The organism is Nocardiopsis potens DSM 45234, from assembly GCF_000341105.1.
In the GTDB taxonomy this organism is placed as follows: Bacteria; Actinomycetota; Actinomycetes; order Streptosporangiales; family Streptosporangiaceae; genus Nocardiopsis_A; species Nocardiopsis_A potens.
In genome coordinates, this window is sequence record NZ_ANBB01000033.1 from 156,147 (window position 1) to 175,523 (window position 19,377).

General features: G+C 70.3%; 27 protein-coding genes. All 27 read left to right on the top strand.

Annotation, left to right across the window (positions count from 1 at the left end):
* Positions 1–133 precede the first annotated feature (133 nt).
* The 27 genes from D459_RS33615 (at position 134) to rplO (ending at position 19,370) form a co-directional block, all read left to right on the top strand.
* Positions 134–2,929 carry a DUF4190 domain-containing protein gene (locus D459_RS33615; RefSeq protein ID WP_026120325.1) on the top strand — a complete coding sequence of 932 codons (2,796 nt, stop codon included), beginning with the start codon at positions 134–136 and terminating at the stop codon, positions 2,927–2,929.
* 903 nt (positions 2,930–3,832) lie between these two features.
* A complete protein-coding gene (locus D459_RS0112475) occupies positions 3,833–4,603 on the top strand; it encodes a HEAT repeat domain-containing protein (RefSeq protein ID WP_152522959.1) in 771 nt (256 codons plus the stop codon).
* A 538-nt stretch (positions 4,604–5,141) separates the two neighbouring features.
* Positions 5,142–5,513, top strand: a complete 372-nt coding sequence (gene rpsL / locus D459_RS0112480; RefSeq protein WP_017538026.1) for a 30S ribosomal protein S12 — start codon at positions 5,142–5,144, stop codon at positions 5,511–5,513.
* A gap of 2 nt (positions 5,514–5,515) precedes the next feature.
* A complete protein-coding gene (rpsG, locus tag D459_RS0112485; protein WP_017593347.1) occupies positions 5,516–5,986 on the top strand; it encodes a 30S ribosomal protein S7 in 471 nt (156 codons plus the stop codon).
* Between the two features lie 46 nt (positions 5,987–6,032).
* Entirely contained in the window at positions 6,033–8,147 is a 2,115-nt protein-coding gene (fusA, locus tag D459_RS0112490; protein WP_026120327.1) for an elongation factor G, read from the top strand.
* Positions 8,148–8,201: 54 nt separating this feature from the next.
* Entirely contained in the window at positions 8,202–9,395 is a 1,194-nt protein-coding gene (gene tuf / locus D459_RS0112495) for an elongation factor Tu (RefSeq protein WP_017593349.1), read from the top strand.
* A gap of 218 nt (positions 9,396–9,613) precedes the next feature.
* Positions 9,614–9,922, top strand: coding sequence for a 30S ribosomal protein S10 (rpsJ, locus tag D459_RS0112500; RefSeq protein ID WP_013156110.1), 309 nt, complete (start codon positions 9,614–9,616; stop codon positions 9,920–9,922).
* Positions 9,923–9,935: 13 nt separating this feature from the next.
* On the top strand, positions 9,936–10,586 hold the full coding sequence (gene rplC, locus D459_RS0112505) for a 50S ribosomal protein L3 (protein WP_017593350.1): 651 nt from the start codon (positions 9,936–9,938) through the stop codon (positions 10,584–10,586).
* Positions 10,587–10,588: 2 nt separating this feature from the next.
* Positions 10,589–11,260: a 50S ribosomal protein L4 gene (rplD, locus tag D459_RS0112510; protein WP_017593351.1), complete on the top strand. Its 672-nt coding sequence runs from the start codon at positions 10,589–10,591 to the stop codon at positions 11,258–11,260.
* The gene (gene rplW / locus D459_RS0112515) at positions 11,257–11,547 is read left to right on the top strand and encodes a 50S ribosomal protein L23 (protein WP_017593352.1); all 291 of its coding nucleotides are present in this window, start codon (positions 11,257–11,259) and stop codon (positions 11,545–11,547) included. Before rplD ends, rplW begins: the two co-directional genes overlap by 4 nt.
* A gap of 64 nt (positions 11,548–11,611) precedes the next feature.
* Positions 11,612–12,451, top strand: a complete 840-nt coding sequence (gene rplB, locus D459_RS0112520) for a 50S ribosomal protein L2 (RefSeq protein WP_026120328.1) — start codon at positions 11,612–11,614, stop codon at positions 12,449–12,451.
* Positions 12,452–12,463: 12 nt separating this feature from the next.
* Positions 12,464–12,742 carry a 30S ribosomal protein S19 gene (gene rpsS / locus D459_RS0112525; protein WP_017593354.1) on the top strand — a complete coding sequence of 93 codons (279 nt, stop codon included), beginning with the start codon at positions 12,464–12,466 and terminating at the stop codon, positions 12,740–12,742.
* Positions 12,743–12,815: 73 nt separating this feature from the next.
* Positions 12,816–13,169, top strand: coding sequence for a 50S ribosomal protein L22 (gene rplV / locus D459_RS0112530; protein ID WP_017593355.1), 354 nt, complete (start codon positions 12,816–12,818; stop codon positions 13,167–13,169).
* Positions 13,169–13,972: a 30S ribosomal protein S3 gene (rpsC, locus tag D459_RS0112535; RefSeq protein WP_017593356.1), complete on the top strand. Its 804-nt coding sequence runs from the start codon at positions 13,169–13,171 to the stop codon at positions 13,970–13,972. The genes rplV and rpsC overlap by 1 nt, the downstream gene beginning before the upstream one ends.
* Before the next feature lie 3 nt (positions 13,973–13,975).
* Positions 13,976–14,392, top strand: a complete 417-nt coding sequence (rplP, locus tag D459_RS0112540; protein ID WP_017593357.1) for a 50S ribosomal protein L16 — start codon at positions 13,976–13,978, stop codon at positions 14,390–14,392.
* Positions 14,392–14,646 carry a 50S ribosomal protein L29 gene (rpmC, locus tag D459_RS0112545; RefSeq protein ID WP_017593358.1) on the top strand — a complete coding sequence of 85 codons (255 nt, stop codon included), beginning with the start codon at positions 14,392–14,394 and terminating at the stop codon, positions 14,644–14,646. Before rplP ends, rpmC begins: the two co-directional genes overlap by 1 nt.
* The gene (gene rpsQ, locus D459_RS0112550; RefSeq protein WP_017593359.1) at positions 14,643–14,921 is read left to right on the top strand and encodes a 30S ribosomal protein S17; all 279 of its coding nucleotides are present in this window, start codon (positions 14,643–14,645) and stop codon (positions 14,919–14,921) included. Before rpmC ends, rpsQ begins: the two co-directional genes overlap by 4 nt.
* 101 nt (positions 14,922–15,022) lie before the next feature.
* Positions 15,023–15,391 (top strand): 50S ribosomal protein L14, encoded by a 369-nt coding sequence (gene rplN / locus D459_RS0112555; RefSeq protein WP_017593360.1) that lies wholly within the window; start codon positions 15,023–15,025, stop codon positions 15,389–15,391.
* 3 nt (positions 15,392–15,394) lie between these two features.
* Positions 15,395–15,700 carry a 50S ribosomal protein L24 gene (rplX, locus tag D459_RS0112560; protein WP_017593361.1) on the top strand — a complete coding sequence of 102 codons (306 nt, stop codon included), beginning with the start codon at positions 15,395–15,397 and terminating at the stop codon, positions 15,698–15,700.
* Positions 15,700–16,275, top strand: a complete 576-nt coding sequence (rplE, locus tag D459_RS0112565; protein ID WP_017593362.1) for a 50S ribosomal protein L5 — start codon at positions 15,700–15,702, stop codon at positions 16,273–16,275. Before rplX ends, rplE begins: the two co-directional genes overlap by 1 nt.
* A gap of 10 nt (positions 16,276–16,285) precedes the next feature.
* Positions 16,286–16,471 carry a type Z 30S ribosomal protein S14 gene (locus D459_RS0112570; RefSeq protein WP_026120329.1) on the top strand — a complete coding sequence of 62 codons (186 nt, stop codon included), beginning with the start codon at positions 16,286–16,288 and terminating at the stop codon, positions 16,469–16,471.
* A 253-nt stretch (positions 16,472–16,724) separates the two neighbouring features.
* Entirely contained in the window at positions 16,725–17,123 is a 399-nt protein-coding gene (gene rpsH, locus D459_RS0112575) for a 30S ribosomal protein S8 (protein WP_017593364.1), read from the top strand.
* 16 nt (positions 17,124–17,139) lie between these two features.
* Entirely contained in the window at positions 17,140–17,679 is a 540-nt protein-coding gene (gene rplF, locus D459_RS0112580) for a 50S ribosomal protein L6 (RefSeq protein WP_017593365.1), read from the top strand.
* A gap of 2 nt (positions 17,680–17,681) precedes the next feature.
* On the top strand, positions 17,682–18,068 hold the full coding sequence (rplR, locus tag D459_RS0112585) for a 50S ribosomal protein L18 (RefSeq protein ID WP_017593366.1): 387 nt from the start codon (positions 17,682–17,684) through the stop codon (positions 18,066–18,068).
* A 51-nt stretch (positions 18,069–18,119) separates the two neighbouring features.
* Complete coding sequence (gene rpsE / locus D459_RS0112590) at positions 18,120–18,722, top strand: 30S ribosomal protein S5 (RefSeq protein WP_017593367.1); 603 nt, start codon at positions 18,120–18,122, stop codon at positions 18,720–18,722.
* A 1-nt stretch (position 18,723) separates the two neighbouring features.
* Entirely contained in the window at positions 18,724–18,909 is a 186-nt protein-coding gene (gene rpmD, locus D459_RS0112595; protein WP_017593368.1) for a 50S ribosomal protein L30, read from the top strand.
* A complete protein-coding gene (gene rplO / locus D459_RS0112600) occupies positions 18,906–19,370 on the top strand; it encodes a 50S ribosomal protein L15 (protein ID WP_017593369.1) in 465 nt (154 codons plus the stop codon). Before rpmD ends, rplO begins: the two co-directional genes overlap by 4 nt.
* Positions 19,371–19,377 lie beyond the last annotated feature (7 nt).

Consider the following 19,377-nt stretch of genomic DNA (forward strand, 5'->3'; position numbering starts at 1 on the left):
GGTTGACTGATCCGGTGACGGCGGCGGTCCGCCCCTGCGGGGGCGGGCTGCCGCCGTTCGCTTTGACCGGATCGGCGGGGCCGGGCCGGTCAGGGGAAACGAGCGCTCAGGCGCGGTCTGGAGAGCGAAAGCAGTGACGGAAAACGGGGGAGACCGGTACGGAAGGCCGGGGAGCGAGCCCGGGCCCGCCTCTGGGGCGGGCTCGTGGTTCCAACCCAGCGGCGACCGGTACCGCACGCAGTCGGAATACCAGGACCCGTACGAGGGCGAGGACGGGGCCGGGGACGGGGCGCCGCCCGGCGGCGAGGCGCCGCGGCCCGCCGAGCCCGGCGCCGGCCCGGCCTACCCGAACACCGGCGGCTACCCCGGGATGGGCGGCGAGCGCCCCCCGATGGCCGAGCCCTACCCCTCCGCGCTGGGCGACCTCGGCGGCCCCGCGCCGGCACCGGCGCCGCAGCCCGGTCCCGCGCAGCCGAGCGGGCCGCAGCCCGGCCCCGCCCCGGCGCCGCAGCCCGGCGCCGCGCAGCCGAGCGGGCCGCAGCCGCCGCTGAGCCGCCCCTACGCCCCCGAGCCGGTGGAGATCCCGGGCCGCCCGCCGGCCGCCGAGCCGCCGTCCCCGCCGGAGGGCAGCCCCTACCGGTTCGGCGGCGCCGGTGCGCCGCAGAGCGGCCTGCAGGGCCAGGAGCCCGCCCCCGGCGCCGGGGCGGACCCGTTCGGCGCGCCCCCGGCGGCTCCCGCAGCCCCCGGCACCGACCCGTCGGCCGCCCGCCCCGCCGGCGGCCCGCCCTCCTCCGCCCCCCCTTCCGACCCCGCCTCCTTCGGGGCGCAGCCCGCCTCGCCCTCGCAGCCTCCGGCCGCCCCCGCCGGGCCGGGCCCGTCCGATTCCGTTTCCGGGGCGTGGCCGTCGTTCGGCCCGTCCTCGGGTGCGCCGGGCGGCACCGACCCGTTCGGCCCGGCGCCGGGCGGCGGCCGTCCGGACACCGGCCGGGACCCGCTCGGCACGGATCCGCTCGGCCAGGACCCGGCGGCCGGCCGCCCCGGCCCGCTGGACCAGGAGCCGGCACCGGGCCGCCCCGGCCCCGACCCGCTTTCCGCGGACCGCCCCGCGCCGGGTCCGGCCGACCCGCTCGCCGCGGAGCGGCCCGCACCCGACGCCGGGCCGGGCCCGTCCGATTCCGTTTCCGGGGCGTGGCCGTCGTTCGGCCCGTCCTCGGGTGCGCCGGGCGGCACCGACCCGTTCGGCCCGGGGCCCGGCACCGGCCGTCCGGACACCGGCCCGAACCCGCTCGGCCAGGACCCGCTGGGCCAGGGGCCGGGCACCGGCCGTCCGGACACCGGCCCGAACCTGCTCGGCCAGGGGCCGGCCTACGGCCGTCCCGACGCCGCCCCGCCGGGCGCGCCGGAGGGCCGCCCCGCCCCGGACCCGCTGGGCGGGCGCCCGGACGCGGACCCGCTCGGCCCGGGCGGCCGCCCCGAGCCGGAGCGGCCGGCCGGCGGGCCGTTCCAGGACTTCCCCCCGCCCTCCGGCGACCCGGTCGGAACCGGGTCCTGGCCCTCGCTGGGCGAGGAGCCGGCGGCTCCGCCCTCCTCCGCGCCGGAGCCTCCGGCCTCCGGTGACGGGGGCCTGGGCACCGGGAGCGGGAACACCTGGGCGTTCAGCCGGGACGACCCCGCGCTGCCGGACAGCGTCCGGGAGGCCGCGCAGCGCGCCGAGGAGCGCCGCCGGTCCTCGGCCGCGGCCGAATCCACCGCGATGTTCAGCCCGGTCACCGAGGACGGTCCGGCCGACCCGGCCGGGACCGGGTCCTGGCCCTCGCTGGGCGAGGAGCCGGCGGCTCCGCCCTCCTCCGCGCCGGAGCCTCCGGCCTCCGGTGACGGCGGCGTGGGCACCGGGAGCGGGAACACCTGGGCGTTCAGCCGGGACGACCCCGCGCTGCCGGACAGCGTCCGGGAGGCCGCGCAGCGCGCCGAGGAGCGCCGGAAGGCGGCCGCCGCCGAGGAGGACCCGCTCGGGCCGCTGGGCGCGATCGCCGCGCAGCAGGCGTCCGGGCAGGACCGGCTCCCGGCCGAGCCCCCGGCGGCCGGCCCGGCGCCGGGCGCCTGGGGAGCGGAGGCCGCCCAGGGGCCGTCCTACGAGGGGACCCAGGCCATGCCGGCGCTGCAGGACGTCCCGCTCGGCGGCATGGCGCCGCCGGACGGGGGCGAGAGCGGCCGGGGACCGGACGACCGGTACGAGGACCGCTACGAAGGCGGGTACGACGAGTACTACGGCGGCCCCCGGGACGGCGGCTACGACGAGCGCTACGACCGGCGCCCCGACCATGCCTACGACGGCGGACCCCAGGACGGCTCCGCCTACGGCGGGCCCTACGACGAGCGCCGGCCGGACGACCGGTACGGCGACCACCAGGGCCCCGGCGGGCCGGAGGAGTGGGACGACCGGGACGCCGGCCGCCGCGGTCCGGACGGCCCCTACGGCGCCGAGGACTCCTACGGCGGAGACGCCTACGGAGACCCCTACGGCGAGGACGCCTACGACCCGGCCGGTCCGGGCGGCCCCGGCGAGCCCCGCGGCCGCCGGGCGCGCCGGAACCCGGTCCAGGAGGAGTTCCCCGGCTTCGACGACCGCCCGCCCGGCGCCGTCGCGGGGGACGCCTACCCCGGCTACGACAACATCGACGACTGGCCGGAGAACGAGCCGGGCGCGGTGCGCGCCCTGTGGTTCGGCATCATCGCGCTGGTCCCGGTGGTCGGCCTGGTCACCGCGATCCTCGCGCTGATCACCGCGCCCGGGGCGGTCCGCGCCATCCGCGACTCCGACGGGGCGCTGGAGGGCGAGGGCCTGGCCCGGACCGGGACGGTGCTGGCCTGGGTCGGCATCGGTCTGTTCGTGGTGGAGGCGGCGCTGGCCGTGCTCTTCCTGCTCTGACCGCCGCCCCGTCTCCGAAGCGATGGCGCCGCCGGACCTCCGGCGGCGCCATCGCTTTTCGCGTCCGGGGGAGCGGGCGCGTGCATCGGCGGAGCCCGCGGCCCCCGTCCACCAGTACCCCCCCGGACCGGGCCGGTCCCGGTTCCGCCCGTCGCGCGGCGGCCGGCACCGTATTTCCTTTTGCGCCTCCGGGACGCTGCAGCAGGTTCTTCTCCGCGCCCTTTCAAAGAATCGCCATGGAGAGAAGCCATGGGGCCGCATCGAATGCGGCTCCGGTACCGGAAAGACCGGGGAATCCTCCATCGCCGGAGGAAACCGACGTTATCCGGGTGCGCGATCTGCGGATGCGCCACGGTTCGGCCGATGTGCCGAGCGGAGCCGTTTTCTCGGTGAGGTGCGGTGAGGCCGTCGCCCTTCTCGGCCCCGACGGCGCGGGAAAGACGGCGGCCATCGAGATCCTCGAAGGGATCCGCCGCAGGTACGCGAGCGAGGTTCCGGTCCTCGGGGAGGACCCGGCGACGGGCGGCGCTCGGAGCGGGGATCGGGCTCGGCGGACCGAGTTCCGCCGTTCGGCGACCGGCCCCCGAGAGCTCTTCGCCTCGGCCTTCTCCCCGGTCGCCTTCCTCGCCGCCGCGTTCTTCCTGCGCGATGCCGAGATCGCGGACGGCCGGGGGCTCGGCCGGGCCCGCTGCTCGCCGGGGGGCCGGCTTCTTCCTGGTCCCCGGGCCGCCCGAATTCACGGCGGGAGCAATTGCCCGGCCGGTCTGCGGGCCCTTCCGCGGCCGGTCGGAACCGTTTCCGGTGGCGGGTGCGACGGGTGTTCCGTATGCGCCGATCCCGGCCGGAGCACCCCGTATTTTATTTCCTTGATGGGGGCGCCGCGACCCGCCTAATATCTGCGGCATGTCATTTTCAGGGCACGGACACGGCGGAGGACGAATTCCCGCGAGCGGGGCGGCCGGGCGGCTTTCCGACCCCGACCGCAATGTGCGCATCGCCGCGGCGCTCGCGATCGGGCGGCGGGCCGAGGCCGGGCTCGCGCACGCGCTCGCCGAGGCGCTGTGGGCGGAGCCGGACTTCTTCGTCCGCGAGACCATGACCTGGGCGGTCACCCGGCTGGGGGAGGCCGCGCTCCCGGCGGTGGTCGACGCGGCCGGCCCGGGCCGGCCGCCGGGCGTCCGGGCCCAGGCGCTGCACGTGCTCAGCAAGTTCGCCGACCCGGAGACGGTGGACGTCCTCCTCGGGTACATCACGGACCCGGACCCGGCGGTCGCGCGCAAGTCGCGCTGGGCCCTGGGCCGGATCGGGGAGCCGCGGGCGGTCCCGCACCTGGTCGCGCTGCTGGGCGCGGACGGGGACGAGGAGCGCAACGCCCTGACCGACGTCGTGTCCGAGTTCGGTTCCGGCGCGGTCCCGTCGCTGGTCGGCGCCCTGGGCGCGGACGACCGGAAGGTGCGGCGGCACGCGGCGGACGTCCTGTGCCACATCGGCCATCCCGGGGCCGAGGGCGCGGCCCGGGCTCTGGGCGAGGCGGTGGAGGACGCGGACCCGCAGGTGGCCGTGGCCGCGCTGATGGCCCTCGGCGAGCTCCGCGGCGAGGCGGCCAGGAGGAAGATCGAGTCCCTGCGGGAGACGGGCGGCCCCGGGATCAGGGGCATCGCCGCGCGCCTGTGAGCGGGCAGGCGGGTCCGGGCGGCCCGCCGGCCGGGCCCCCGGCGGGCCGCGCCGGTCGGCCGCGCCGGTGGGGCGGCGGCCGAGGTCGCGGTGGTGCGGGGCGTGCGGTGTGACGGTGCGCACCGGATCGGTGCCGGGGGTGGAACGGGGTTCGCCCACGCCGGGAGGCCGGTAGAATGATTTCCGACCTACGGCTGATGTGAGGTCCGAGGGAGAGCGGTAGTACAGGGGTTGAAACCCGTTTTGACCGGGCAGGACCCCTTCGGTACCCTTGAACTTCGTGCCCGTGAGCCAACGGGTCACACGCGTGCGCTCAATTCGCATCCGGGGGACGCCCCCGCTTCGCGGACCCGGCGCCGCGTGACACCTCCTCCCAGGACGACCGGCCGTCAGGGTCGGCGCATTCGGTTGTCGGCCTTCTCTCGGGATAGAGCGCGACACGCCCGGATGCGGGGGTCGGGGGGAACGGGAAATCCAGCAGGTCGATAGCGACAACGGCTACAGAACCGGCGTAGGTCACGAGGAAGACGGAGACGCGGTGCCCACCATCCAGCAGCTGGTCCGCAAGGGCCGACAGGACAAGGTCGCAAAGAACAAGACCCCGGCGCTGAAGGGGAGTCCGCAGCGTCGTGGTGTGTGCACGCGTGTCTACACCACTACGCCCAAGAAGCCGAACTCCGCGCTGCGCAAGGTCGCCCGTGTGAAGCTGAGCAGCGGGATCGAGGTCACGGCCTACATCCCCGGCATCGGCCACAACCTGCAGGAGCACTCCATCGTGCTCGTGCGCGGCGGCCGTGTGAAGGACCTGCCGGGTGTCCGCTACCGGATCGTCCGCGGTTCACTCGACACCCAGGGCGTCCGTAACCGCAAGCAGGCGCGCAGCCGTTACGGCGCTAAGAAGGAGAAGTAAGCATGCCGCGCAAGGGGCCGGCGCCGAAGCGCCAGCTGATCACCGACCCGGTCTACGGATCGCCGCTCGTCACCGCACTCATCAACAAGGTGCTGCTGGACGGCAAGCGCTCGATCGCGCAGAACATCGTGTACGGCGCGCTCGAGGGGGCCCGGGAGAAGACCGGGCAGGACCCGCTCGTCGTGCTCAAGCGCGCGCTCGACAACGTCAAGCCCTCCCTGGAGGTGCGCAGCCGCCGCGTCGGTGGCGCCACCTACCAGGTTCCGGTCGAGGTCCGCGCCTCCCGGAGCACCACCCTCGCGCTGCGCTGGCTGGTCGGCTACTCCCGGCAGCGCCGCGAGAAGACCATGACCGAGCGGCTCCTCAACGAGCTGGTCGACGCGAGCAACGGGCTCGGCGCCAGCGTCAAGCGCCGCGAGGACACGCACAAGATGGCGGAGTCCAACAAGGCCTTCGCCCACTACCGCTGGTAACCCCCGCGGGCGAATCGATACCTGAGACCGAGAGAAGACGAGCCACATGGCTACCACTGCTCTTGACCTTGCCAAGGTCCGCAACATCGGGATCATGGCTCATATCGACGCGGGCAAGACCACGACGACTGAGCGGATCCTCTTCTACACCGGTGTGACCCACAAGGTGGGCGAGGTCCACGACGGCGCCGCCACGATGGACTGGATGAAGGAGGAGCAGGAGAGGGGTATCACCATCACCTCTGCTGCCACCACCACCCACTGGGGCGACACCACCATCAACATCATCGACACGCCCGGCCACGTCGACTTCACGGTCGAGGTCGAGCGGTCGCTGCGCGTGCTGGACGGCGCGGTGGCGGTGTTCGACGCCAAGGAGGGCGTCGAGCCGCAGTCGGAGCAGGTGTGGCGCCAGGCCGACCGGTACAACGTGCCGCGGATCTGCTTCGTCAACAAGATGGACAAGATCGGCGCCGAGTTCCAGCGCTGCGTCGACATGTTCAGCGAGCGCCTGGGCGCCAACCCGATGCCGATCCAGCTGCCGATCGGCGCGGAGGGCGACTTCAGGGGCGTCGTGGACCTGGTCCACATGAAGGCCTACGTCTGGACCGAAGACGCCAAGATGGGCGAGGCCTACGAGACCATCGAGATCCCGGACACCCACGTCGACGCCGCTCGCGAGGCCCGGGACAAGATGATCGAGACGCTGGCCGAGGCCGACGACGAGATCATGGAGCTCTACCTGGAGGGCGACGAGCCCTCCGTGGACCAGATCGTCCCGGCCATCCGCCGCGCCTGCATCGCCGGCACCGCGATCCCGGTCGTGTGCGGCACCGCGTTCAAGAACAAGGGCGTGCAGCCCCTGCTCGACGCGATCGTCGCCTACCTCCCGTCTCCGATGGACGTCGAGGCCGTCGAGGGCCACGACCCCAAGGACGAGACCGAGGAGACCAAGCTGGAGCGCAAGCCCAGCGAGGAGGAGCCGCTCTCGGCCCTGGTCTTCAAGATCATGAGCGACCCGCACCTGGGCAAGCTGACCTACGTGCGCGTCTACTCCGGTGTCCTGGAGGCCGGCACCCAGGTGCTGAACAGCCTCAAGGGCCGCAAGGAGCGCATCGGGAAGATCTACCGGATGCACTCCAACAAGCGGGAGGAGATCCAGCGCGTGGGCGCCGGCGACATCGTCGCCGTCATGGGTCTCAAGGACACCACCACGGGCGAGACCCTGTGCGACCCCGCGTCGCCGATCGTCCTGGAGTCCATGACCTTCCCGGCCCCGGTCATCGAGGTCGCCATCGAGCCGAAGACCAAGAGCGACCAGGAGAAGCTCTCCATCGCGATCCAGCGGCTCGCCGACGAGGACCCCTCCTTCCAGGTGTCCTCCTCGGAGGAGACCGGCCAGACCGTGATCTCCGGCATGGGCGAGCTGCACCTCGAGGTCCTCGTCAACCGTATGCGGGACGAGTTCAAGGTCGAGGCCAACATCGGCAAGCCCCAGGTGGCCTACCGCGAGACCATTCGCAAGAAGGTCGAGAAGGTCGAGTACACCCACAAGAAGCAGACCGGTGGCTCGGGCCAGTTCGGCCGCGTCATCATCGACCTTGAGCCGCTCGCGGCCGAGGAAGACGGCGACAGCGCCGGTTACGAGTTCGTCAACAACATCAGCGGCGGCCGCATCCCGCGGGAGTACATCCCGTCCGTGGACGCGGGCTGCCAGGAGGCCGCCGAGTTCGGTGTCCTCGCCGGGTACCCGATCGTCGGGGTCAAGGTGACCCTGCAGGACGGCGCCTACCACGACGTGGACTCCTCCGAGCTGGCCTTCAAGGTCGCAGGTTCCATGGCCTTCAAGGACGCCGCTCGCAAGGCGAAGCCGGTCATCCTCGAGCCGGTCATGGCGGTCGAGGTCACGACGCCCGAGGAGTACATGGGCGACGTGATCGGCGACCTGAACAGCCGGCGCGGTCACATCCAGTCGATGGACGAGCGCTCCGGCGTCCGGGTCGTCAAGGCCCTGGTGCCCCTGTCGGAGATGTTCGGCTACGTGGGGGACCTGCGGAGCCGTACGCAGGGCCGGGCCAACTACACCATGGTCTTCGACTCCTACGCGGAGGTCCCCTCCAGCGTCCAGGAGGAGATCGTGGCGAAGGTCCGCGGCGAATAAACCGCGAACGCGTAACCAGTCAGCTAGAAACTCTGTACGTCTAGGAGAGATCCAGTGGCTAAGGCCAAGTTCGAGCGGACCAAGCCGCACGTCAACATCGGCACCATCGGGCACATCGACCACGGCAAGACCACTCTTACCGCCGCGATCACCAAGGTGCTGCACGACGCGTACCCGGAGCTGAACCCGTTCACCCCGTTCGAGGACATCGACAACGCTCCTGAGGAGCGCGAGCGCGGTATCACCATCTCCGTCGCGCACGTCGAGTACCAGACCGAGGCCCGGCACTACGCGCACGTCGACTGCCCCGGCCACGCCGACTACGTCAAGAACATGATCACCGGTGCCGCGCAGATGGACGGCGCGATCCTGGTGGTCGCCGCCACCGACGGCCCGATGCCGCAGACCAAGGAGCACGTGCTCCTGGCCCGCCAGGTCGGCGTGCCCTACATCGTCGTCGCGCTGAACAAGGCCGACATGGTCGACGACGAGGAGATCTTCGAGCTGGTCGAGCTCGAGATCCGCGAGCTGCTCAACGAGTACGAGTTCCCGGGCGACGACGTTCCGGTCGTCAAGGTCTCCGCTCTGAAGGCGCTCGAGGGCGACTCCGAGTGGGGCAACTCCATCCTCGAGCTGATGAAGGCCGTGGACGAGAACATCCCCGAGCCGCAGCGCGACACCGACAAGCCGTTCCTGATGCCGATCGAGGACGTCTTCTCGATCACCGGCCGCGGCACCGTGGTGACCGGCCGCATCGAGCGGGGTGTCGTCAACGTCAACGAGACCGTTGACATCGTCGGCATCAAGGAGGAGAAGCAGACCACCACCGTCACCGGTGTGGAGATGTTCCGCAAGCTCCTCGACCAGGGCCAGGCGGGCGACAACGTCGGCCTGCTGCTCCGCGGCATCAAGCGCGAGGACGTCGAGCGCGGCCAGGTCGTGATCAAGCCGGGCACCACGACCCCGCACACGGAGTTCGAGGGCCAGGTCGTCATCCTGTCCAAGGACGAGGGCGGCCGCCACACCCCGTTCTTCAACAACTACCGCCCCCAGTTCTACTTCCGGACCACCGACGTGACCGGCGTGGTGACCCTCCCCGAGGGCACCGAGATGGTCATGCCCGGCGACAACACCGGGATGACCGTCCAGCTGATCCAGCCGGTCGCGATGGAGGAGGGCCTGAAGTTCGCCATCCGCGAGGGTGGCCGGACCGTGGGCGCCGGTCGCGTCACCAAGATCATCAAGTAGCACGACCGTATGTGGCGGTCGGGCCGCCTGGCCGGCCCGGCCGCCACACCATGAACGACGTCATCGGGCTCTGTAGCGGTGATGCACCTCAGGGGAAAGCCCTGCAGCGGTTTCTCAGGTGAATAGAGCCTCACAGGGCGCCCCTGATGGGGGTATACGGGACCGGGCAGCCGGGACCAGCCTCTACGGACACTGAAGCGAAGGACGAAAAGGCCACCATGGCGGGACAGAAGATCCGCATTCGGCTCAAGGCCTATGACCACGAGGTCATCGACAGCTCGGCTCGCAAGATCGTCGAGACCGTGACGCGGACCGGCGCGCAGGTCGCTGGCCCGGTGCCGTTGCCGACGGAAAAGAACGTGTACTGCGTCATCCGCTCTCCGCACAAGTACAAGGACTCGCGGGAGCACTTCGAGATGCGCACGCACAAGCGGCTGATCGACATCATCGACCCGACGCCGAAGACCGTCGACTCGCTCATGCGGCTCGACCTCCCGGCCGGCGTCGACATCGAGATCAAGCTTTAAGGGACGCACAGACATGGCCACCAAGCAGATCAAGGGAGTCCTGGGCGAGAAGCTCGGCATGACCCAGGTCTTCGACGAATCGGGCAAGATCGTGCCCGTGACGGTCCTGAAGGCCGGTCCGTGCGTCGTGACGCGCGTCCGGACCCCGGAGACCGACGGCTACACCGCCGTCCAGCTCGGCTACGGGCAGATCAACCCGCGCAAGGTCAACAAGCCGCTCGGCGACTACCTGCGCAAGCACGACCTGACCCCGCGCCGGCACTACGTCGAGGTGCGGACCTCCGACGCGACCGAGTACACCCTCGGCCAGGAGATCACCGCCGAGGCGTTCGAGGCCGGCCAGCTGGTCGACGTCACCGGCAAGACCAAGGGCAAGGGCTTCGCCGGTGTCATGAAGCGGCACGGCTTCGCCGGTATGAAGGCCTCGCACGGTGCGCACAAGGTGCACCGCAAGCCCGGTGCGATCGGCGGCTGCGCCACGCCCGGCCGCGTGTTCAAGGGCATGCGGATGGCCGGCCGTATGGGCAACGCCCGCAAGACCGTGCAGAACCTCAAGGTGCACGGGGTCGACGCGGAGAAGGGCCTCATCCTGGTGAAGGGTGCGGTGCCCGGCCCCAACGGCGGGCTGGTGCTCGTCCGCACCGCCGTGAAGGGGGAGAACTGACAATGGCGACCATCGAGGTCAACGGACCCGAGGGCGCGGCCGGCCGGAGCATCGAGCTCCCGGAGGCGATCTTCGACCAGCAGGCGAACATCCCGCTGATGCACCAGGTCGTCATCGCCCAGCAGGCCGCGGGCCGCCAGGGCACGCACGCCACCAAGACCCGCGGCGACGTCCGCGGCGGCGGCAAGAAGCCCTACCGGCAGAAGGGCACCGGCCGGGCCCGCCAGGGCTCGATCCGCGCCCCGCAGTTCAAGGGCGGCGGCACGGTGCACGGCCCGCAGCCGCGGGACTACTCCCAGCGCACCCCGAAGAAGATGAAGGCCGCCGCGCTCCGCGGCGCCCTGTCGGACCGGGCCCGCCACGGCCGGGTGCACGTCCTCACCGAGTTCGTCGGTGCCGACGTCACCAGCAAGCGGACCCAGACCGCGCTGAAGGCCCTGCGCCAGGTCACCGACTCCGACAAGGTGCTGGTGGTTCTGGACCGCAACGACGAGACCAACCGCCTCGCGCTGCGCAACCTCGGCGAGGTGCACATCCTCGACGCGGACCAGGTGAACACCTACGACGTCCTCTACTCCGACGACGTGGTCTTCACCGAGCGCGGTTACGAGGAGTTCCTGGCGCACGCTTCGGGTGCCTCGCAGGCGGCGAAGCCGGAGGAGGACGAGCAGTGAGGATCCCCGACCCTCGGGACATCATCATCGAACCGGTGATCTCCGAGAAGAGCTACGGGCTGCAGGACCAGAACCAGTACACCTTCCTCGTCCGCCCCGACGCCAACAAGACGCAGATCAAGATCGCGGTGGAGAAGATCTTCGAGGTGAAGGTCGACTCCGTGAACACGGTCAACCGCAAGGGCAAGCGGAAGCGGACCCGCTTCGGCTACGGGAAGCGCCCGGACACCAAGCGCGCCATCATCACGGTGGCCGACGGCGACCGGATCGACATCTTCGGCGTCTGATCCGGCCGTTCGCGGCGTCCGACCGCTTCGACCAGCAACACATGTAAAGGAATGCACGAAGAAGATGGGCATTCGTAAGTACAAGCCGACGACACCGGGTCGTCGCGGCTCCAGCGTGAGCGACTTCGCTGAGATCACGCGCTCCGAGCCGGAGAAGTCCCTGGTGCGTCCGCTCCACTCCAAGGGCGGGCGGAACGGGCACGGCCGCATCACCACCCGGCACCAGGGTGGCGGTCACAAGCGTGCCTACCGCATCATCGACTTCCGCCGGCACGACAAGGACGGCGTCCCGGCCAAGGTCGCTCACATCGAGTACGACCCGAACCGGACCGCCCGCATCGCGCTGCTCCACTACGTGGACGGTGAGAAGCGCTACATCCTGGCGCCGGCCGGCCTGAAGCAGGGCGACCGGGTCGAGAACGGCCCCACGTCCGACATCAAGCCCGGCAACTGCCTCCCGCTGCGCAACATCCCCACGGGTACGTTCGTGCACGCGGTCGAGCTCAAGCCGGGCGGGGGCGCCAAGCTCGGCCGCTCCGCCGGCACGCAGATCCAGCTGCTGGCGAAGGAGGGCAACTACGCCACGCTGCGCATGCCCTCCGGCGAGATGCGGATGGTGGAGATCACCTGCCGCGCCACGGTCGGACAGGTCGGCAACGCCGAGCAGTCCAACATCAACTGGGGCAAGGCCGGCCGCATGCGGTGGAAGGGCAAGCGCCCGACCGTCCGCGGTGTGGTCATGAACCCGGTGGACCACCCCCACGGTGGTGGTGAGGGCAAGACCTCCGGCGGCCGCCACCCGGTGAACCCCGCGGGTAAGAAGGAAGGCCGTACCCGCAGCAAGAACAAGGCCAGCGACAAGTACATCGTGCGGCGTCGGCGCAGCGGCAAGAAGAAGCGGTAAGGAGCACGTCTGATGCCACGTAGCCTTAAGAAGGGCCCCTTCGTGGACCACCACCTGCTGAAGAAGGTGGAGGACCAGAACGAGAAGGGCACCAAGAACGTCATCAAGACGTGGTCGCGCCGCTCCATGATCATCCCTGAGATGATCGGGCACACGCTCGCCGTGCACGACGGGCGCAAGCACGTCCCGGTCTTCGTCTCCGAGGCGATGGTCGGCCACAAGCTCGGCGAGTTCGCTCCCACGCGTACTTTCCGCAGCCACGTCAAGGAAGACCGCCGTAGCCGCCGTTAGCGGTTGCAGATCCAAGATGAACCATGTCCCCACGGTGCGTGGGGAGGAGATTTCCGTGAGCGAGGGAAAAGCGATGGGAACGAGGGCACAGGCGCGGTTCGTCCGCGTCACGCCCCGCAAGGCCCGCCGGGTGGTGGACCTTATTCGCGGGTTGCCCGCTGACGAGGCACAGGCGGTTCTCCGGTTCGCGCCGCAGGCGGCGAGCGAGCCGGTGGGGAAGGTGCTCGCGAGCGCCATCGCCAATGCCGAGCACAACGACAAGCTCGACCGCGAGACGCTGGTCGTCGGCGCTGCATGGGTGGACGAGGGCCCGACCCTCAAGCGCATCCGCCCGCGAGGCTTCGGCCGTGCCTTCCGCGTCACCAAGCGCACGAGCCACATCACCGTGGTCGTCGAGCCCAGTGAGACGAAGGAAAGGACCCGATAGTGGGGCAGAAGATCAACCCGCACGGGTTCCGGCTCGGGGTGACCACGGATTACAAGAGCCGCTGGTACGCCGACAAGCAGTACAAGGACTACGTCAAGGAAGACGTGGCCATCCGCCGCATGCTCAACCGCGGCATGGAGCGGGCCGGAATCGCCAAGGTCGAGATCGAGCGCACCCGTGAGCGCGTGCGGGTGGACATCCACACCGCCCGCCCGGGCATCGTCATCGGCCGGCGCGGCTCGGAGGCCGACCGGATCCGGGGCGACCTGGAGAAGCTGACCAAGAAGCAGGTCCAGCTCAACATCCTCGAGGTCAAGAACCCCGAGACCGAGGCCCAGCTCGTCGCCCAGGGCGTCGCCGAGCAGCTGGCCAGCCGGGTCGCGTTCCGCCGCGCCATGCGCAAGGCGATCCAGAGCGCGATGAAGAGCGGCGCCAAGGGCATCCGCATCCAGTGCGGCGGCCGCCTGGGCGGCGCCGAGATGAGCCGGTCGGAGTTCTACCGCGAGGGCCGCGTGCCGCTGCACACCCTCCGCGCCGACATCGACTACGGCTTCTTCGAGGCCCGCACCACCTTCGGCCGCATCGGCGTCAAGGTGTGGATCTACAAGGGCGACGCCCCGGCGACCCGCGCCGAGCGCGAGGCCAAGCAGGCCGCGCAGCGGGCTCCGGGCGGTGGCGGCCAGCGCCGCGAGCGTCCGCAGCGCCGCCGCCGCGGCGGCCAGGGCCAGCAGGCCGAGGGCAAGTCCAGCGCGCCCGCCGAGGCGACTCAGGGCGCCGAGAAGTCCGGGAACGAGGGGAGCTGACCGATGCTCATTCCCCGGAAGGTCAAGTACCGCAAGCAGCACCACCCGGACCTGCGCGGGCGCGCCAAGGGTGGCACGACGGTCAACTTCGGTGAGTACGGCATCCAGGCCCTGGACGCCGCCTACGTCACCAACCGGCAGATCGAGGCCGCTCGTATCGCCATGACCCGTCACATCAAGCGCGGCGGCAAGGTGTGGATCAACATCTTCCCGGACCGCCCGCTGACCAAGAAGCCGGCCGAGACCCGGATGGGTTCCGGTAAGGGCTCCCCCGAGTGGTGGGTGGCCCCGGTCAAGCCCGGACGGGTCATGTTCGAGCTGGCCGGCGTGCCGGAGCCGGTGGCCAAGGAGGCCTTGCGTCGGGCGATGCACAAGCTCCCGATGCGGTGCAAGTTCGTGAAGCGGGAGGTGTGGGAGTAATGGCGAAGTCCACGACCGCCCAGGAGCTGCGGGACCAGTCCGCCGAGGACCTGGTCGGCAAGCTCAAGGAGGCGAAGGAAGAGCTGTTCAACCTGCGCTTCCAGGCTGCCACCGGGCAGCTGGACAACCACGGTCGACTGCGGATCGTCAAGCGCGAGATCGCCCGCATCTACACGGTCCTGCGGGAGCACGAGCTGGGCATCATGCCGCTGGCAGGCGAGTCGGCTGAGAAGACGAAGGAAGCAGCCGAATGAGCGAGACCAACGAGCAGCAGACCGCTCGCAACTACCGCAAGGTGCGCGAAGGCCTCGTGGTCAGCGACAAGATGTCGAAGACCGTGGTCGTCGAGGTGGAGGACCGCGTCAAGCACGCGCTGTACGGCAAGGTCATCCGCCGCACCACCAAGTACAAGGCCCACGACGAGGCCGAGATCTGCGGCGTCGGCGACCGGGTCCGCCTGATGGAGACCCGCCCGCTGTCGGCGACCAAGCGCTGGCGCGTCGTGGAGATCCTGGAGAAGGCTAAGTAGACCCCTGCCTCGGCGGCCGGTTGGTGGAGATCGGCCGCCCAAGGGGTGAGACCACCTAGCAGTGCGGACAGTGCGTCCGCGCGCATATATCAGGAGCAGACGTGATTCAGCAGGAGTCGCGACTCAAGGTCGCCGACAACACGGGGGCCAAGGAGATCTTGACCATCCGTGTCCTCGGCGGCTCGGGTCGGCGCTACGCGGGCATCGGCGACACGATCGTGGCGACGGTGAAGGACGCCCTTCCCGGCGCGGGCGTGAAGAAGGGCGATGTCGTCAAGGCCGTTGTCGTGCGCACCACCAAGGAGCGCCGCCGGCCCGACGGCTCCTACATCCGCTTCGATGAGAACGCCGCCGTGCTCATCAAGGACGGTGGGGACCCGCGAGGCACCCGCATCTTCGGTCCGGTCGGCCGGGAGCTGCGGGACAAGAAGTTCATGCGCATCATCTCGCTAGCGCCGGAGGTGCTCTAGGCGATGAAGATCAAAAAGGACGACGAGGTCATCGTCATCGCCGGCAAGGACAAGGGTGCCACCGGGAAGGTCCTCAAGGCCCTTCCCAAGGAGCAGCGTGTCGTCGTCGAGGGCGTCAACCTCATCAAGAAGCACAAGAAGGCGAATCCGGCCGGCGGCCAGCAGGGTGAGGTCGTCACCAAGGAGGCCCCGATCCACGTGAGCAACGTGGCCATCGTGGAGGACGGCAAGGCCAGCCGCGTCGGCTACCGCTTCGAGGAAGACGGCACCAAGGTTCGGATCTCCCGCCGTACCGGTAAGGACATCTGATGACGGTCACCAACGACATCGAGGCTCCGGCACTGCCGCGGCTCAAGGCGAAGTACCGCGAGGAGATCGTCTCCGGGCTCCGCGAGGAGTTCGGCTACGCCAACATCATGCAGGTCCCCGGTCTGACCAAGATCGTGGTCAACATGGGTGTCGGCGAGGCCGCCCGGGACGCCAAGCTGATCCAGGGCGCCATCGCGGACATCACCGCGATCACCGGCCAGAAGCCCAAGATCAACCGGGCCAAGAAGTCCATCGCGCAGTTCAAGCTGCGCGAGGGGCAGCCGATCGGCGCCAGCGTGACGCTGCGCAACGACCGGATGTGGGAGTTCCTCGACCGGCTGCTCTCCCTGGCGCTGCCGCGGATCCGGGACTTCCGGGGCCTTTCCCCGAAGCAGTTCGACGGGAACGGCAACTACACCTTCGGCCTGACCGAGCAGGTCATGTTCCACGAGGTCGACCCGGACAAGGTCGACCGCCAGCGCGGGATGGACATCACGGTCGTCACGACCGCGACCACCGACGAGGAGGGGCGCAGCCTGCTCAAGCGGCTCGGCTTCCCCTTCAAGGAAGCCTGAGGGAGCGGGTATGGCTAAGAAGGCACTGATCGCCAAGGCGAACCGGAAGCCGAAGTTCGCTGTTCGCGGGTATACTCGTTGCTCGCGCTGCGGCCGTCCGCGCGCCGTGTTCCGGAAGTTCGGCCTGTGCCGCATCTGCTTCCGCGAGATGGCGCACAAGGGCGAGCTGCCGGGCATCGCCAAGTCCAGCTGGTAGCAGCCGGCCGGCACAGGGGTCGAACGGGGCCCCGGCCGCGCTCCGCGCGGCGGGCCCCGTCCCCTCTCCCCTCCCGGAGTCCGCTCCGGAAGTAATTCGACGCATACGACAGGGCACGGCACCGGCACGTCCGGAGCGGTGCCCACGACCGCGCCGTAGGTCCTAGAGGAACCTCCGCAGCACGCGGGGGAGCAGGCGGGAAATGGACCCGCCTGTCCTTGGGGAAACCACGGCGAGGAAGGGCCTATCGGCCATGACAATGACCGACCCGATCGCAGACATGCTGACGCGTCTGCGCAACGCGAATTCGGCTTACCACGACTCCGTGTCGATGCCGTATTCCAAGATCAAGGCGCACATCGCCGAGATCCTCCAGCAGGAGGGCTACGTCCAGAGCTGGCGCACCGAGGACGCCCCGGTGGGCAAGAACCTGGTGGTGGAGCTGAAGTACGGCCCCACCCGGGAGCGCTCCATCGCCGGCGTCCGCCGGGTCTCCAAGCCGGGCCTGCGGGTCTACGCGAAGAAGGAGAACCTGCCGCGCGTCCTGGGCGGCCTCGGCGTGGCGATCATTTCGACGTCCGGTGGCCTGATGACGGACAAGCAGGCCAAGAAGCGCGGCGTGGGCGGCGAAGTCCTCGCCTACGTCTGGTAGAGGGAGAGATTTCAGCATGTCGCGTATTGGTCGACTGCCGGTCTCGGCCCCCAAGGGCGTCGAAGTCACGATTGACGGGCAAGACGTCACTGTCAAGGGGCCGAAGGGCACGCTGCACCACACGGTGACCGAGCCGATCACGGTCGAGACCCAGGAGGACGGCCGCGTCGTCCTGGCCCGGCCGGACGACAAGCCGGAGACCCGTTCGCTGCACGGCCTCAACCGCGCGCTCATCGCCAACCTGGTCGAGGGCGTCTCCAAGGGCTTCACCAAGACCCTGGAGATCCACGGCGTCGGTTACCGCGTCCAGGCCAAGGGCTCCAACCTGGAGTTCTCCCTGGGCTACAGCCACCCCGTCGTGATCGAGCCCCCGGAGGGCATCACCTTCCGGGTGGAGAAGCCGACCCTGCTGCACGTCGAGGGCATCGACAAGCAGCTCGTCGGCCAGGTCGCCGCGAACATCCGCGGTCTGCGCAAGCCCGACCCGTACAAGAAGAAGGGCGTGCGGTACCAGGGCGAGCAGATCCGCTCCAAGGCGGGGAAGGCTGGTAAGTAAGCATGGCGAAGAGCTCGACCGCGGTCCGCAAGGGCACCGCCGCGCGCACGGCCTCCCGGGCCCGCCGGCACCTGCGGGTCCGCAAGAAGGTCTCCGGCACCGAGGCGCGTCCGCGCCTGGTGGTCACCCGCTCCTCCAAGCACATCGTCGCCCAGATCGTGGACGACACCAAGGGCCACACCCTGGTGTCCGCCTCCACCCTGGACGCCACGCTGCGCTCTGCGGAGGGCACCAAGACCGAGAAGTCGCAGAAGGTCGGCGAGCTGATCGCTCAGCGCGCCAAGGACGCCGGTGTCAGCACCGTCGTCTTCGACCGCGGCGGCAACCGGTACCACGGCCGTATCGCCGCCCTCGCCGAGGGTGCGCGCTCCGGCGGGCTGGAGTTCTAAGGTGACGAACTCGGTCCGAAGCATCGAAATCGACGGGAAGAGGAACCACTGATGGCTGCAGCTCCGCGGCGCGGCGCCGGTGGCGAGCGGCGTGACCGCCGTGACGATCGCCGCGGCGGCGCCGCAGACAAGGGTGTCTCCTACATCGAAAAGGTCGTGACCATCAACCGGGTCGCCAAGGTCGTCAAGGGCGGCCGGCGGTTCAGCTTCACCGCGCTGGTCGTCGTCGGCGACGGCAACGGCATGGTGGGCGTGGGTTACGGCAAGGCCAAGGAAGTTCCGGCCGCCATCGCCAAGGGTGTCGAGGAGGCGAAGAAGAACTTCTTCCGCGTCCCGCGCATCCAGGGCACCATCACGCACCAGGTGCAGGGTGAGGACGCCGCCGGCGTCGTCCTGCTGCGCCCGGCCGCCCCGGGTACCGGTGTGATCGCCGGCGGTCCGGTCCGCGCCGTGCTGGAGTGCGCCGGGATCCACGACGTGCTCAGCAAGTCGCTCGGCTCGTCCAACCCGCTGAACATCGTGCACGCCACCGTGGCGGCGCTGAAGGGCCTGAACCGCCCGGAGGAGATCGCGGCCCGCCGCGGCCTTCCGGTCGAGGACGTCGCCCCGGCCGCCATGCTGCGCGCTCGCGCGGAAGCGAAGGCGGGTGCCTGACATGGCGAAGCTGAAGATCACGCAGGTCCGCTCGAAGATCGGCGGCACCGCCAAGCAGCACGACAACCTGCGCTCGCTGGGCCTGGGCAAGATCGGGCGCTCGGTCGTCCGTGAGGACCGCCCCGAGGTCCGCGGCCAGATCACGATCGTTGCGCACCTCGTTTCCGTCGAGGAGGTCGGCGAATGAGCGAGAACAACACCGACGAGCTGCTCAAGCTCCACCACCTGCGTCCGGCCCCCGGCGCCAACAAGTCCAAGGTCCGCAAGGGCCGCGGCGAGGCGTCCAAGGGCAAGACGGCCGGTCGCGGCACCAAGGGCACCAAGGCCCGCTCCACCGTGCCGGTCGGCTTCGAGGGCGGCCAGATGCCCCTGATCCGGCGGCTGCCGAAGCTCAAGGGCTTCAGCAACGCGAAGTTCCGCAAGGAGTACCAGGTGGTCAACCTGGACAAACTCGCGGAGCTGTACCCGGAGGGCGGCGAGGTCACCGTCGCCGACCTGGTCGCCAAGGGCGCGGTTCGCAAGAACCAGCTCGTGAAGGTGCTGGGCACCGGGGAGATCTCCGTGGCCGTGCAGGTGAGCGCGGACGCGTTCTCCGCCTCGGCCAAGGAGAAGATCGCAGCGGCCGGTGGCACCGCCACCGAGCTGTAGAGGGATC

Bases quoted from the DNA above. Each gene is read 5' to 3' on its own strand.
- rplP (WP_017593357.1), top strand. From the start codon at position 13,976: ATGCTCATTCCCCGGAAGGTCAAGTACCGCAAGCAGCACCACCCGGAC.
- D459_RS0112570 (WP_026120329.1), top strand. From the start codon at position 16,286: ATGGCTAAGAAGGCACTGATCGCCAAGGCGAACCGGAAGCCGAAGTTC.
- rplV (WP_017593355.1), top strand. From the start codon at position 12,816: ATGGGAACGAGGGCACAGGCGCGGTTCGTCCGCGTCACGCCCCGCAAG.
- rplE (WP_017593362.1), top strand. From the start codon at position 15,700: ATGACGGTCACCAACGACATCGAGGCTCCGGCACTGCCGCGGCTCAAG.
- rplD (WP_017593351.1), top strand. From the start codon at position 10,589: ATGGCGACCATCGAGGTCAACGGACCCGAGGGCGCGGCCGGCCGGAGC.
- rpmD (WP_017593368.1), top strand. From the start codon at position 18,724: ATGGCGAAGCTGAAGATCACGCAGGTCCGCTCGAAGATCGGCGGCACC.
- rpmC (WP_017593358.1), top strand. From the start codon at position 14,392: ATGGCGAAGTCCACGACCGCCCAGGAGCTGCGGGACCAGTCCGCCGAG.
- rplB (WP_026120328.1), top strand. From the start codon at position 11,612: ATGGGCATTCGTAAGTACAAGCCGACGACACCGGGTCGTCGCGGCTCC.
- rpsH (WP_017593364.1), top strand. From the start codon at position 16,725: ATGACAATGACCGACCCGATCGCAGACATGCTGACGCGTCTGCGCAAC.
- rpsS (WP_017593354.1), top strand. From the start codon at position 12,464: ATGCCACGTAGCCTTAAGAAGGGCCCCTTCGTGGACCACCACCTGCTG.
- rpsQ (WP_017593359.1), top strand. From the start codon at position 14,643: ATGAGCGAGACCAACGAGCAGCAGACCGCTCGCAACTACCGCAAGGTG.
- rplR (WP_017593366.1), top strand. From the start codon at position 17,682: ATGGCGAAGAGCTCGACCGCGGTCCGCAAGGGCACCGCCGCGCGCACG.
- rpsJ (WP_013156110.1), top strand. From the start codon at position 9,614: ATGGCGGGACAGAAGATCCGCATTCGGCTCAAGGCCTATGACCACGAG.
- D459_RS0112475 (WP_152522959.1), top strand. From the start codon at position 3,833: ATGTCATTTTCAGGGCACGGACACGGCGGAGGACGAATTCCCGCGAGC.
- rplX (WP_017593361.1), top strand. From the start codon at position 15,395: ATGAAGATCAAAAAGGACGACGAGGTCATCGTCATCGCCGGCAAGGAC.
- fusA (WP_026120327.1), top strand. From the start codon at position 6,033: ATGGCTACCACTGCTCTTGACCTTGCCAAGGTCCGCAACATCGGGATC.
- rpsG (WP_017593347.1), top strand. From the start codon at position 5,516: ATGCCGCGCAAGGGGCCGGCGCCGAAGCGCCAGCTGATCACCGACCCG.
- rplO (WP_017593369.1), top strand. From the start codon at position 18,906: ATGAGCGAGAACAACACCGACGAGCTGCTCAAGCTCCACCACCTGCGT.
- rplF (WP_017593365.1), top strand. From the start codon at position 17,140: ATGTCGCGTATTGGTCGACTGCCGGTCTCGGCCCCCAAGGGCGTCGAA.
- rplC (WP_017593350.1), top strand. From the start codon at position 9,936: ATGGCCACCAAGCAGATCAAGGGAGTCCTGGGCGAGAAGCTCGGCATG.
- rpsE (WP_017593367.1), top strand. From the start codon at position 18,120: ATGGCTGCAGCTCCGCGGCGCGGCGCCGGTGGCGAGCGGCGTGACCGC.